Source organism: Kribbella speibonae (assembly GCF_004331375.1).
GTDB classification, from domain to species: domain Bacteria; phylum Actinomycetota; class Actinomycetes; order Propionibacteriales; family Kribbellaceae; genus Kribbella; species Kribbella sindirgiensis.
Genome location: NZ_SJKC01000001.1, coordinates 25,818 through 38,519, shown reverse-complemented (window position 1 = coordinate 38,519; position 12,702 = coordinate 25,818). Strand labels below are relative to the sequence as shown.

Below are 12,702 nucleotides of genomic sequence, written 5' to 3'. Positions count from 1 at the left end.
GCGAGCGGAGCCTCTACGTACGGCGGTTCTTCGCGGTGTACATGGCTTGGTCGGCTTCGTGGAGGAGGGTGTCCAGGTCTGTGGTGGTGGGGGTGATGGGGACGGTGCCGACGCTGGTGGTGACTTGGACGGAGATGTTGGGGAGGGGGCGGCTGACGGCGGTTTCCAGGCGGGTGATGAGGGTGGTGAGGTCGTCGCCGGCGATGTCTTCGGCGAGTACGGCGAACTCGTCGCCGCCTAGCCTCGCGACGGTGTCGCCGTGGCGGACCGCTGTGCTCAGGCGGGTGGCGATCTCGCGGAGGGCGCGGTCGCCGGCTTCGTGGCCGTAGCCGTCGTTGACGAGTTTGAAGTGGTTGAGGTCGCAGAACAGCAGGGCGCCGGGGCGGCCGGTGGCGCGGGTCTGTTCGAGGACTTTGGTGAAGCGGTGCTGCAGGAGGCGGCGGTTCGGCAGGCCGGTGAGTGGGTCGTGGGCGGCGTGGTGCCGGAGTTCGCGTTCGGCGTCCTTGCGGGCGGTCACGTCGTCGATCTGGACCAGCAGGATCCGCGGCAGCCCGGCGCCTTGGGTGACGAGCGCCGCCGTACCGGCGAGCCAGATCGCGTTCCCGGTGGGCTGGGTGAAGACTCGCTCGAACCGGTACGTACCGTTGCTAGCGGCAACCTCTTCCAGCTCGGCCCGGGTCTGCTCCGGTTCCTCGTCCCGCAGGAAGGTCACCAGCCGCGTGCCGAGCAGCTGATCCGGCGCGTAGCCGGTGATCCGGCAGAACGCGTCGTTCACGCGCAGGATCCGGCCCAGCTCGGGTCCGTCGAACGCGACCGTCGCCATCCCGTTCCCGGCGCCCTCGAAGACCAGCCGGAACGTCGCCTCGCTCGCCTCCAGCCGGGTCTTCTCGGCGAGCAGCCGATCCGTGAGCCGCGCCTTGTCGATCGCCAGCCCGGCCTGGGTGGCGAAGATCTCCAGCAGCTCCCGGTGGATCGGGCCGGGCCGCCGCTGGTCCTCGGGCAGGTCGACCGACAGCATCCCGACCAGGTCGCCGTCGGAGGAGTACAGCGGCGCGAACAACGCGTCCAGCGGGTGCCAGGCGTCCGGTGCGTCGGACACCGGTACGTCGGGCACCCAGCCGGTCACCTCACCCTCGGGGAGCCGCTCGTGCGGCACGAACCGGAGCTTGCCCCAGGCGTCCGCGATCGCGAACTCGGCGTCGAACAGGTCGGATGCGCTCACCTTCCCGAGCAGTGCCGCCCGGGCCTCCGGCGACCCGGCGACGGCGATCACCTCGAACTTTCCGTCCGGGTGCCGCAGGTTCAGGACGGCGATCCCGAAGCCGAGCCCGTTCACGACACCGTCGACGACCGCCTGCAGCGTCTCGGCAAGGCTGCGCCCGGCGCCCATCCGCGCACTCACCTCGTACAGGCGACGGACGGCGGACAGCCGGACCGCGGGCTCGTTCTGCACCCGTTGAGAATAGGCCGATTTCACCAGGCGTGAGCAGTCGTATCCACAGCTGACCCGGTTAAGCGTTTGTTGTCACAGCGAAATCAGTACCTGAGCTCGGTCAGCCCGCGATAGCTGCGCTCGGCCGAGTGCCAGGCGTCCGTGGGCTTGTCGTGCTCGACCAGGTACTGCTCCACGCCACCCGACTCCGCGTGCGCGAACATCGCGCCGAAATCGAGTTTCCCGGCCCCGACGTCCTCCCAGGACCCGTCCTCGGCCATGTCCTTGACGTGCAGCGCCGGGAACCGGCCCGGGTGCTCCTGGAACAGCTTCGCCGGGTCGTGCCCGCCGTCGACCGCCCAGTACAGGTCCAGCTCGAACCCGAGCAGTTCCGGGTCCACGTCCAGCAGGATGTCGTACAGCACCTGCCCGTCGACCTCGTCGAAGTCCCGGCCGTGGTTGTGGAACAGCAGCTTCAGCCCGGCGTCCCGCGCCGCCTTCCCGGCCTCGGTGAACGCGGCCGCGGCGGTCTTGAACCCCTCGACCGAGTGCAGTTCGGAAGGAATCGACGGTACGACGGCCCACTGCGCCCCGAGCGTCTGTACGTCGGCCAGCGCGCCCGCCCAGTCGTCGCTCATCCGCGCGTACCCGACATGCTCCAGCACGATCGACAGCCCCGCGTCGTCCGCGAACCCGCGGATCTCCGGCGCACTGTGGTCGAACCGCCCACTCACCCCCACCGTGCGGTACCCGATCCCGGCGAGCCGCTTCAGCGTCCCCGGGTAGTCCTCGGCCAGCACGTCCCGCATCGTGTAGAGGTGCATGCCGATTCCGTCGGCAGGAATGGTCCGGTCAGTCATACAGGTAGCTCCTTGTCAGAGAACGTGTTCCTGATACCTCGCCAGCGCCAGGTCGAAAACCTCCTGTCCCGGCGCGTCCCACAGTTGCTGGTTGAAGATCTCGACCTCGATCGGCCCGTCGTACCCGGCCGCGTCGCAGGCCTCGCGCAGCCGGCGCAGCTCGATCGAACCGTCGCCCATCATCCCGCGCCCGAGCAGCGTGTCCGCGGGCAGCGGGACCACCCAGTCGCTGACCTGGTACGACACGATCCGTTCGCCGGCCCGCTCGATCTGCCGGTACACGTCCGCGTCCCACCACAGGTGGTACGCGTCCACGATCACGCCGACCTGCGACGCCGGGAACTGCTCGGCCAGGTCGAGCGCACCGCCGAGCGACGACACCACGCAGCGGTCCGAGCAGAACATCGGATGCAGCGCCTCGACCGCAAGCTTCACACCGCGTTCGGACGCGTACGGCGCCAGCTCGGCGAGCCCGTCCCGCACCATGCCGCGGGCCCCGTCAAGATCACGTGATCCGGCCGGGAGCCCGCCGCTGACCAGGACGAGGACCGACGTACCGACCGTCGCGGCCTCGTCGATCGCACGCCGGTTGTCCTCGATCTTGGCCTTCCGTTCGGCCGGGTCGGTCGCGGTGAAGAAACCGCTGCGGCACAACGAGGAGACCTTCAGGCCCGCGTCCGCGACCAGTTTCGCGGCGTCCTCCACGCCGTACTCCTGGATCGGCTCGCGCCACAGCCCGATCCACTCCAGGCCGGCCTTCGCGCTCGCCCCGACGACGTCCTCGAGCGGCCAGTACTTCGTGGTCGCCTGGTTGAGGCTGTACCTGTTCACGCGTCGATCCCGCCGACGCGCAACAGCTGCCGGAACCGGTCGACGGCCAGCTCGGGGTTCGTCAGTACGCCGGCCTGGTCCGCGAGCCGGAACGTGTCCGCGAGATGCGGCAGCGATCGTCCGGTCTGCAGGCCGCCGACCATCGTGAACCCGGGCTGGAACCCGTTCAGCCAGGCCAGGAAGGCGATTCCGGTCTTGTAGTAGTACGTCGGCGCGGAGAAGATCTGCCGAGCCAACGGAACCGTCGGCGCGAACACGCGCTCGTACTCGTCCAAGTCACCACGGTCCAGGGCGCTCAGTGCGGCTGCCGCTGCCGGGGCGATCGCGGCGAAGATCCCGAGCAGCGCGTCGCTGTGCCGTTCCCCGTCACCGCGGATCAGTTCCGGGTAGTTGAAGTCGTCGCCGGTGTAGAGCCGGACGCCTTCGGGGAGGCGGTTGCGCAGGGCAACTTCCTTCGAGGCGTCGAGGAGCGAGATCTTGATACCGTCGACGTGGTCCACGTTGTCGTTGATCAGTTCGACGACGGTGTCCACAGCGGAGTCGAACGATCCGCTGCCCCAGTAGCCTTCCAGGGCTGGGTCGAACATCGGTCCGAGCCAGTGCAGGATGACCGGCCGCGAGGACTGCGTGAGCAGGCGGTCGTACACCTTCCGGTAGTCGTCGGGGGACTGAGCTGCGGCACACAACGCCCGGCTGGCCATCATGATCGGCTGCGCGCCGGCGCCCTCAGCCACAGCCAACTGCTCTTCGTAGGCCGCAATCACCGCGTCGAGCGAGGAACCACCCCCGGTGAGCTGGTCCGTGCCGACGCCGACGGCGATTCGGCCGTCGGGGGCTTCTGCTGCCGAGCGGCGGATCAGCTCCTGCGTGGCCTTCCAGTCCAGGCCCATGCCGCGTTGCGCGGTGTCCATCGCCTCTGCGACCGACAAGCCGAGCGACCACAGGTGCCGCCGGAACTCCAGCGTGTGCTCCCAGTCGATCACCGCGGGCGCGCCCGGCGAGTTGTCGCCCAACGGGTCCGCGACAACATGCGCGGCCGCGAACGCCAACCGCGAACTCGCCGGAGAATAGGTGCCCTGAGCAACCGGCTCACCAACCAGCCGATAGCTCTCCAGCCCACCCTCGACCGGAAGCTTCAGTTCCATCAGTTGGTCCCGAGATCGAGAGCGGGTACGTCGAGCTTGCGCCCCTCGTGCCAGGACTTGAGGCCGAGCTCGGCGAGCTGAACGCCCTTCGCGGCCTCGACGAAGTCCCAGGTGAACGGGGTGTCGTCGACCACGTGCCGCAGGAACATCTCCCACTGGACCTTGAACCCGTTGTCCATCGGCTCGTTGTCCGGCACCGTCGCCCACTGGTCGCGGAACTTCTCGGTGACCGGCAGGTCCGGGTTCCACACCGGCTTCGGTGTCGCGGACCGGTGCTGGGCGCGGCAGTTCCGCAGACCGGCGACCGCCGACCCCTCGGTCCCGTCGACATGGAATTCGACCAGCTCGTCGCGGAACACCCGCGTGGCCCAGGACGAGTTCAGCTGCGCGACGATCCCGCCCTCGAGCTCGAACACGCCGTACGCCGCATCGTCCGCCGTCGCGGTGTACGAGTCACCGTTCTCGTCGACCCGGGTCGGGATGTGCGTCGCGCCCTGGCAGTACACGGACTTCACCGCACCGAACGTCTGGTCGAGCACGTACCGCCAGTGGCAGAACATGTCCAGGATGATGCCGCCGCCCTCTTCGGACTTGTAGTTCCAGGACGGCCGCTGCGCCTCCTGCCAGTCGCCCTCGAAGACCCAGTAGCCGAACTCGCCGCGAACCGACAGGATCCGGCCGAAGAACCCCCCGTCGACCAGCCGCTTCAGCTTCCGCAGGCCGGGCAGCGACAGCTTGTCCATCACGACGCCGTTCTTCAGGCCGGAGTCGACGACCAGCTTGGCCAGGTCGACGGCCGCGTCCAGGCTCTCGGCGATCGGCTTCTCGCAGTAGATCGCCTTGCCGGCCTCGACCGCGGCCCGGACGCCCTTCTCCCGCAGCTGGGTGAGCTGCGAGTCGAAGTAGATCTCCACGTCCGGCGCGGCCAGCGCCTCGGCCAGGTCGGTGGTGTACCGCTCCAGGCCGTACTGCTCGGCGATCCGGCGCAGCTTCAGTTCGTTGCGGCCGACCAGGATCGGTTCGGGAATGATCATGGTGCCGTCGGCGGCGGGGATGCCGCCCTGCTCCCGGATCGCCACGATGGAGCGCTCGAGGTGCTGGCGCAGGCCCATCCGGCCGGTGACGCCGTTCATCACGATGCCGATGCGTCGCTCGTTCACAGTCGTACCTCTCGCGCTTGAGTGTCATAAACGTCGAGGCGACCGCACATGCCGTGCCGGCCGGGCTCGGTGGGGGTGGAGAGTCGGTGGAGCTCGGCGGACTGCAGGTGCGGCGCGGTACCGGCCTCGAGCGCGTCGAGCGCGGCGCCGGTCTCGTCCGCGAGCCTGCGGGCGCCCTGCTCCCAGCGTTCGCGCCAGTCCGCGAGCTGCGGCCGCACGATCTGGATCGCCGCCGCGAAGAAGTCGTCCAGCGCCGCGGGGCCTTCGGCTTCGTACCGCTCCCGCAGTACGGCGTACCCCTGCAGCGCGAGGTCGCGCCGGGCCATCGCGGACGCCGTACGGTCCTCGCCCTCGCCGGTGAGGGCGGTCGCTCGCTGGTAGGCCTCGCGGTCGGTGAGGTGCTCGGGCGGCAACGTCAGGACGGCGTCGCCGGCCTCGGGGAGTCCAGAGTTGGACATCAGGGTGAGGATCTGCAGACCGCCGCCGTTGACCAGCCGGTGGATCGTGCCCGGGTCGAACCAGACCACGGCGCCGGCCTGCAGCGGGGTCTCGGTGTAACCCTTCGTGTTCAGGGTCTGTACGGCGCCGGTGCCGGCGACCACGTAGTACCCCTCGGAGCAGGCCAGGTGCACGTGCGGCGTACCGCCGACCAGGCCGTCGGGAGCCTCGATGTCGTACACCGTCAGCTTCGAGATGCCGATACCGCCGGGCAGCGCCACCGCAGATCCGGGCTCGAACTCACACATGTACACCTCCCTCCGAGCCTGGGAAAGGGCTTTCCAGAGCTTGTGACCGTAACCATAGGTGGGCGAAAACCCCACGTCAACCTGTAACGGAAAGCGATCTCCACCACTCTGGTGGAACGGCTGTGAGGTTGGCTACGTCGTAGCCCGTCAGCAAGACATTCGCCCTCCGGCCCGCTCGGCCGGACTCTTGTGGAGGTGTTCATGGTCGACAGGTTCAGCCGGCGGCAGGTGCTGATGCTCGGAGGTGGGGCGCTGGCCGCGCTCGGCACAGCGGGTGCAGCCCAGGCCGCACTACCGAACGAAGCGGCTCGGGAATCGGCGACCGGATGGTTTCGGCTACCGGTGGTGACCGCCAACATCGGACGGAAGCGCCTCGGAGCCCGCGAGGCGGCGATCCAGGCTGTCCGCGGCGGCGACCCGGGGCACCGGCCGTTCGTCGGCTGGCAGGAGATCAGTGAGGGGGACTCGGGTGAGCCGCCGATGATCACGCGGCACTTCGGGCCCAAGTACCACAACGCGTTCCTGCGCGACCCCAAGTCCTTCCGGGTGCCGATCTCGGTCCCGGCGCCGTGGAAGCTCGTGAACTCCAAGCGGACGTTCGTGCACGGCGGTATCGCTCACGTGACTCCGCCGCGCTTCATCAACGAGGTGGTCGTCGAGCACACCGCGCACCCGGGGCTGAAGTTCGCGCTGATCAACTCGCACTACATCGCCGGCGCCTACAACGGCAACAACAACCCGAACCTGCGCGACGAATGGCAGTTGCACAAGAAGCTCCACCGCGAACGCGTGATGGCCCACCACAACAACGGTCACCTGGTGATCTGGACCGCCGACACCAACAACCCCGGCTACGACCGCGCGACCGGTCAGGACGCCGAGCGCAAGGTGTTTGCCAAGGGCATCGACCGGATCAACTGGCTGCCCGGCGACGGTACGGTCCGCCTGGACCTCGTCGGGACCAAGGCGATCCCGATGAACGTCGACGGCCACGACGCGCGGCTGGCCGTGTTCCGGATCAAGCTGGCCTGACCCGGACCGAGGCGACCGCCTGGGCCCATTCGGCGCGCCGCCGGTCACGATCGCCGGCGTCCATACCGGGATCGAAGGTCCGGAAGGACCGCTTACCGGCCCAGCCGGTCGTCTCCCCGAGCGTGGTCCAGGCCAGCTCGGCCACACCCAAGGCAGAGATCTCCGGTACGTCGGCAGCCTCGACCGGATGACCGAGCAGATCCGCCTGCGTCTGCATGAGCAGGCCGGACACCGTCGCGCCGCCGTCCGCGCGGAGGCTGCTGAGCGTGCCCGGGATGGTGTCCGTGATGTCGCAGATCTGGTGAGCGACCGCGTCGACTGCCGACCGCGCGATGTGCGCCCGCGTGGTCGAACTGCTCATCCCCGTCAGTGCCGCCCGTGCCTCGCGATCCCAGTGCGGTGCTCCGAGCCCCGCGAAAGCCGGTACGAGTACGACGCCTTCGGCTGACTCGACGGTCGCCGCGAGCGTGGTCAGCGCACCGACGTCGGGCAGGCCGAGGAGGTCGGCCGTCCAGGCGAGCGCGGCGCCGGACGACACGATGTTGCCTTCCAGTGCGTACATCGGCCGGTCGGTCAGCCAGGCGAGCGTGCATCCGCTTGGCTCGAAACCGGCGATCGGCGTCATCACCGATGAGCCGGTCCCGTACGTCGCCTTCGCCGTCCCCGCCTGCGTGCAGCCCTGGCCGTACATCGCGGCATGTGAGTCGGCCAGTACGGCGACGATCGGGATGCCGTCGGCGAGTCCTGGTACATCTTTCGTGACTCCGAAGCCGGCGTTCGACGGTCGTACGTCGGGGAGCGCTGCTCGGGGGATGTTGAACGCTTCCAGTAGTTCTGGCGACCAGTCAAGGTCGACGGTGTCGTAGAGCAGGGTGCGGGACGCGTTGCCGGCTTCGGTCAGGTGCTCCTGGCAACCGGTCAGGCGATGGATCAGCCAGGCGTCGACGGTGCCGACGTACGCGTCGGATCGGTCGAGGAGCCAGCGCATCTTCGGGGCGGAGAACATCGCGTCGACGCGGAGGCCGGTACGTCGGCGTACCAGGTCGTCGACGGTCGAGGGGAGCTGCGCGCACCACTCGGCGGTCCGCACGTCCTGCCAGCCGAGGACGGGGCCGACGGGTTCGCCGGACCGGTCCCAGCCCACGACGGACTCCCGTTGAGTGGAAAGCGCGATCCCGACGACCTCCACGCGACCGTCCTCGAACGAGGTTGCTGTGGCTATCGCGTGCAAGACGCTCTGCCAGAGGTTTTCGGGGTCTTGTTCGACCCAGCCGGGGCGTGGTGTGGAGAGGCCGACGGGGGCGGAGCCGGTGGCGAGGAGGTGGCCTTCGGGGGTGACGAGGGCGGCCTTGGAGTTGGTCGTGCCCTGGTCGATCGCGAGTACCGCCTGGACCATCGCCCCTCCAAGTTTCAACTGAGCTCTTGACGTGACTCTAGCCGCGTGGTGACACTCATGGCGACAGGCTATGCACTACTGAATATCTATTCAAACTCAAAGGGATCGAGGAGCGCGCGTGAGGCCGAGTAGACGCCGGGTGATCATCAACACCGATGCCAAGAACGAGGCGGACGACCAGTTCGCGATCGTGCACGGGCTGCTGTCGCCGACCTTCGACGTCCGCGGCCTGATCCCCGCGCACTTCGGCACCCACCGGTCGGAGCGCAGCATGGAGGAGTCCCGCGAGGAGATCGACCTGCTGCTGGGCCTCCTCGACCTGACCGGGAAGGTCCCGGTCGCGAACGGCGCGCCCACCGGAATCGCCGACGAGCAGACGCCGCTGGACTCCCCGGGCGCGCAGCTGATCGTCCAGGAGTCCAAGCTCGCCTCGAAGGGCGACCCGCTGTTCGTCAGCTTCCTCGGACCGCTCACCGACATGGCGTCGGCGATCCTGCTCGACCCGGAGATCGTCAACCGCGAGGTGATCGTGGTCTGGATCGGCGGTCGCGGCTACAACGGCTACGCGGCCGACCACCGGCTGGAGTTCAACCTGTCCAACGACATCCACGCCGCCAACGTGGTGTTCGGCTCCGGGATCACCGTCTGGCAGGTCCCGAGTGACGTCTACACGAAGGTCTCGGTCAGCTACGCCGAGCTCGAGGAGAAGATCGGCGACGCCGGTCCGCTGGGGAAGTACCTCATCGAGCAGCTGATCGAGTGGAACGCGACGTACCACGGCGAGCCGATCGAGTCCCGCTCCCTCGGCGACTCGCCTGCCATCTCCCTGATGCTCTACCCGCACAGCGGCAACTTCCGGACCCGTCCGGCGCCGCGCTTCGGTGTCGACGGCTGGTATCTGCCGGGCACCGACAACCCCATCCAGGTCTGCGAGCAGGTCGACGTCCGTTTCCTGCTGGAGGACATGTTCGCCAAGATCCGCCGTTTTGCCCGCCAAAGGAGCAACTCATGAGCACGTCGTACACCCGCCGGGGATTTCTCGGTCTCACGTCCGCCGCCGCACTCGGCGCCGGTCTGTCCGCCTGCACCGGCGGCGGTGCGTCGACCGGCGGGGGAGCCACCCAGGCAGCGTCGAACAACCTCCGCCTGTTCACCTACGAGGGTGACGAGACGATCGGGCTGCTGAAGGCGCAGGTCAAGAAGTTCGACGAGCAGAACGGTACGACGACCACCGTCGACAGCCTGCCCGGTTCGGGGGCCGCGGTGTACCCGGACAAGCTGCGGACCGAACTGCTCGGCGGCAAGGGCCCGGATGTCTGGCGGATCTGGGGCGGCCAGATCGGAGCACCGTTCGCGAAGGCGAAGCAGGCGCTGGACCTGTCGCCGTACTACTCGAAGTACGGCTGGGACGCGAAGATCAACACCCAGGCGATCGGCGGGATGACGTTCGAGGGGATGAAGGCCGGGGTGCCGTTCGTGTCCCTCGGAATCGGTGCCTGGTACAACAAGTCCCTGTTCGCGAAGGCCGGCGTGAGCGCTCCGCCGAAGACCTACGCCGAGCTGGAGGCGATCAACGACAAGCTGGTCGCGGTCGGTGTGACGCCGGCTGGTCTCGGTGGGAAGTACGGCTGGGACATCATGCGCCTGTTCGAGTACCTGCTGGAGCACACCGCGGGGCCCGAGCTGCACGACAAGCTGCTGACCGGGGCCGAGAGCTGGGACCGGCCCGAGGTGGTCGAGGCGTTCGCACTGTTCAAGAAGTGGCAGGACAAGAAGTGGCTGCCGCAGGGTGCGCTCGGCCTCGACCCGGCCGATATCGAGCCGGCGTACGTTCAGGGCAAGACGGCGTACACGATCACCGGGCCCTGGACCGAGGCGGCGGCGATCCTGTCGGCCAAGAAGAGCTCGTCCGCGTTCGGCAACTTCGAGCTGCCGACCGACAAGACCCCGGCCCGGCACTCCGGGTTCGTCGAGGGCTACATGATCAACGCGAAGTCCGGTAACGCGGACAAGGCCGCGGCGCTGATCGACTTCATCGTCCAGCCGGCGACCCAGAAGGCGCTGCAGGTCACCGCCTCCACGGTCAAGGGCGCGGAGCCCGACCCGAAGACGCTGCCGCTGGCGGCCGAGTGGGCGCAGAAGTACGGCAGCAACCCGTTCTACACGATCCAGGACCAGGCGTTCCCGAAGAAGCAGGCCGACCAGTACTTCAGCGTGCAGAGCGACCTGCTGCAGGGCAAGGTCGCCCCGGACGCCGCCGCGAAGAAGATGCAGGAGATCGTCTCCGCCTGGGCGAAGAGCTAGCGGATGGCAACGACAGCAACACTGGTCAAACCGAAGCGGGGTGGCCGCTGGTCCCCGTGGTTGTTCGCGATCCCCGCGCTGGCGGTGTACGTCGGGTTCCTGGTGTACCCGGCGTTGTCGTCACTGTGGTTCAGCCTGACCAACTGGGACGGCCTGAGCGCGACGTACAAGTTCGTCGGCCTGGACAACTACTTCAAGCTGCCGCAGGACCCGGTCGTGGTGGAGGCGGTCCGGAACAACCTGATCTGGACCGTGGTCACGATCGCCGTACCAACCGTCATCGGTCTGCTGCTGGCGATCGCGCTGAACGGGAAGGTGCACGGCAAGCCGATCCTGCGGCTGATCTTCTACACGCCCGCGGTCCTGCCGCTGGTGTCGATCGCGAGCATCTGGGGCTGGCTCTACAACCCGCAGTACGGCGCGATCAACTCGTTCCTGCGGATGATCGGGCTGGACGGACTGGCCCAGGCCTGGCTCGGGCAGGACTCGACCGCCCTGTGGGCCGTGATGGTGCCGGCGATCTGGTTGCGGACCGGTTTCCCGATGCTGCTCTACCTGGCCGCGCTGCAGGGCATCCCGAACGAGCTGTACGAGGCGGCGACCGTCGACGGTGCGACGAAGTGGCAGCAGTTCTGGCACGTGACGATGCCGAGCCTGCGGCCGGCGCACTACATCGTGCTGGCGCTGTCGCTGATCGACTCGTTCAAGGTCTTCGACATGATCTACGCGATGACGTACGGCGGTCCCGGTACGTCGACGCAGGTGATGGGGACGTGGATGTACTTCAACGTCTTCCAGTACTACCAGGCCGGTTACGGCACCGCGATCGCCGTCGTGATCACGCTCGTCGCCATCGCGGTCGGCATCCCGTACGTCCGCTCCCAGACCAGGGAGGCCTCATGACCCTCACCGCCCAAGCCCCGGTAGAACCGCCGCTCGAGTCCACTCCGTCCGAGAGTCCCGGACCCAAGGGGCGTCGCGGCCTGGTGATGACGCTGGTTCTCGCGGTGATCGCACTCTTCTGGATCTCGCCGCTGGCACTCCTGGTGATCACTGCCGTACGCCCGCTCGCGGACTTCATCGGCAACGGGCCGCTGTCCTGGCCCGACCAGCTGACCTGGAGCAACTTCAAGGACGCGTGGGGGATCGGCAACTTCGCCACGACGTACAAGAACAGCGCGATCTTGGCGCTGATCAAAGTTCCGCTCGGCGTCCTGGTGTCGGCGATGCTCGGGTTCGCACTGGCCAAGCTGCGGATGAAGTTCCGCAAGACGGTGATGTTCACCGTGTTCCTCGGGCTGACCATCCCGATCTACATCACGATCGTCCCGGTCTTCATCATGATGCGCTCGGCCGGCGCGACCGACAGCATCTTCGGGCTGATCGGGCCGTACCTGGCGTTCGGCATCCCGTTCGAGGTCCTGGTGCTGCAGTCGTTCTTCCGGCAGCTCCCGGACGAGATCATCGAGGCCGCCCGGGTGGACGGCGCCGGCGACTGGCGGGTGTTCTTCACGATGATCCTGCCGCTCTCGGTCCCGGCCCTGGTGACCGTGGCGATCCTGGACGCGGTCGCGACCTGGAACGAGTTCCTGTTCGCGCTGATCCTGCTGAACTCGGACGCGCACAAGACCATCCCGGTCGGTCTGCTGAACTTCCAGGGCCAGTTCGCCAACAACAACACCGGTCTCGCGGCAGGCATCCTGATTGCCGTGGTGCCGATTCTCATCGCCTACACGCTGCTGCAGCGCTGGATCGTCGGCGGCCTCACCGCCGGCTCGCTCAAAGGATAGGAACCC

12 protein-coding genes are annotated in these 12,702 nt (G+C 68.0%); 5 read left to right on the top strand and 7 right to left on the bottom strand.

The genetic code is table 11. The features are described from left to right. Positions 1–13: 13 nt before the first annotated feature. From E0H92_RS00185 to E0H92_RS00160, 6 genes are all read right to left on the bottom strand, one after another. Complete coding sequence (locus E0H92_RS00185; protein WP_131494973.1) at positions 14–1,453, bottom strand: diguanylate cyclase domain-containing protein; 1,440 nt, start codon at positions 1,451–1,453, stop codon at positions 14–16. An 83-nt stretch (positions 1,454–1,536) separates the two neighbouring features. Continuing rightward, the gene (locus E0H92_RS00180) at positions 1,537–2,292 is read right to left on the bottom strand and encodes a sugar phosphate isomerase/epimerase family protein (RefSeq protein ID WP_131494972.1); all 756 of its coding nucleotides are present in this window, start codon (positions 2,290–2,292) and stop codon (positions 1,537–1,539) included. A gap of 15 nt (positions 2,293–2,307) precedes the next feature. Further along, entirely contained in the window at positions 2,308–3,123 is an 816-nt protein-coding gene (locus tag E0H92_RS00175) for a sugar phosphate isomerase/epimerase family protein (protein WP_131494971.1), read from the bottom strand. Continuing rightward, positions 3,120–4,268: a dihydrodipicolinate synthase family protein gene (locus tag E0H92_RS00170; RefSeq protein WP_131494970.1), complete on the bottom strand. Its 1,149-nt coding sequence runs from the start codon at positions 4,266–4,268 to the stop codon at positions 3,120–3,122. Before E0H92_RS00170 ends, E0H92_RS00175 begins: the two co-directional genes overlap by 4 nt. Next, positions 4,268–5,428 (bottom strand): Gfo/Idh/MocA family protein, encoded by a 1,161-nt coding sequence (locus tag E0H92_RS00165; protein WP_131494969.1) that lies wholly within the window; start codon positions 5,426–5,428, stop codon positions 4,268–4,270. Before E0H92_RS00165 ends, E0H92_RS00170 begins: the two co-directional genes overlap by 1 nt. Beyond that, positions 5,425–6,174, bottom strand: a complete 750-nt coding sequence (locus E0H92_RS00160) for a cupin domain-containing protein (protein WP_131494968.1) — start codon at positions 6,172–6,174, stop codon at positions 5,425–5,427. Before E0H92_RS00160 ends, E0H92_RS00165 begins: the two co-directional genes overlap by 4 nt. Before the next feature lie 201 nt (positions 6,175–6,375). On the opposite strand from E0H92_RS00160, the gene E0H92_RS00155 reads away from it, so the two are divergent. Continuing rightward, complete coding sequence (locus tag E0H92_RS00155) at positions 6,376–7,206, top strand: hypothetical protein (RefSeq protein ID WP_131494967.1); 831 nt, start codon at positions 6,376–6,378, stop codon at positions 7,204–7,206. Here E0H92_RS00155 and E0H92_RS00150 read toward each other — a convergent pair. Continuing rightward, positions 7,193–8,602, bottom strand: coding sequence for an FGGY family carbohydrate kinase (locus E0H92_RS00150; protein ID WP_131494966.1), 1,410 nt, complete (start codon positions 8,600–8,602; stop codon positions 7,193–7,195). The genes E0H92_RS00155 and E0H92_RS00150 overlap by 14 nt on opposite strands. Before the next feature lie 118 nt (positions 8,603–8,720). On the opposite strand from E0H92_RS00150, the gene E0H92_RS00145 reads away from it, so the two are divergent. Genes E0H92_RS00145 through E0H92_RS00130 form a run of 4 tightly spaced genes read left to right on the top strand, consistent with a single transcriptional unit; the run spans position 8,721 to position 12,696 of the window. Continuing rightward, the gene (locus E0H92_RS00145) at positions 8,721–9,614 is read left to right on the top strand and encodes a nucleoside hydrolase (protein WP_202873472.1); all 894 of its coding nucleotides are present in this window, start codon (positions 8,721–8,723) and stop codon (positions 9,612–9,614) included. Then, a complete protein-coding gene (locus E0H92_RS00140; RefSeq protein ID WP_131494964.1) occupies positions 9,611–10,906 on the top strand; it encodes an ABC transporter substrate-binding protein in 1,296 nt (431 codons plus the stop codon). The genes E0H92_RS00145 and E0H92_RS00140 overlap by 4 nt, the downstream gene beginning before the upstream one ends. A 3-nt stretch (positions 10,907–10,909) precedes the next feature. Further along, positions 10,910–11,809: a carbohydrate ABC transporter permease gene (locus tag E0H92_RS00135; protein ID WP_131295177.1), complete on the top strand. Its 900-nt coding sequence runs from the start codon at positions 10,910–10,912 to the stop codon at positions 11,807–11,809. Next, positions 11,806–12,696: a carbohydrate ABC transporter permease gene (locus tag E0H92_RS00130; RefSeq protein WP_131494963.1), complete on the top strand. Its 891-nt coding sequence runs from the start codon at positions 11,806–11,808 to the stop codon at positions 12,694–12,696. Before E0H92_RS00135 ends, E0H92_RS00130 begins: the two co-directional genes overlap by 4 nt. Positions 12,697–12,702 lie beyond the last annotated feature (6 nt).

Coding starts and splice junctions, on each gene's coding strand:
- E0H92_RS00180 (WP_131494972.1), bottom strand. CDS start 2,292: ATGACTGACCGGACCATTCCTGCCGACGGAATCGGCATGCACCTCTAC.
- E0H92_RS00170 (WP_131494970.1), bottom strand. CDS start 4,268: ATGGAACTGAAGCTTCCGGTCGAGGGTGGGCTGGAGAGCTATCGGCTG.
- E0H92_RS00160 (WP_131494968.1), bottom strand. CDS start 6,174: ATGTGTGAGTTCGAGCCCGGATCTGCGGTGGCGCTGCCCGGCGGTATC.
- E0H92_RS00155 (WP_131494967.1), top strand. CDS start 6,376: ATGGTCGACAGGTTCAGCCGGCGGCAGGTGCTGATGCTCGGAGGTGGG.
- E0H92_RS00150 (WP_131494966.1), bottom strand. CDS start 8,602: ATGGTCCAGGCGGTACTCGCGATCGACCAGGGCACGACCAACTCCAAG.
- E0H92_RS00140 (WP_131494964.1), top strand. CDS start 9,611: ATGAGCACGTCGTACACCCGCCGGGGATTTCTCGGTCTCACGTCCGCC.
- E0H92_RS00135 (WP_131295177.1), top strand. CDS start 10,910: ATGGCAACGACAGCAACACTGGTCAAACCGAAGCGGGGTGGCCGCTGG.
- E0H92_RS00130 (WP_131494963.1), top strand. CDS start 11,806: ATGACCCTCACCGCCCAAGCCCCGGTAGAACCGCCGCTCGAGTCCACT.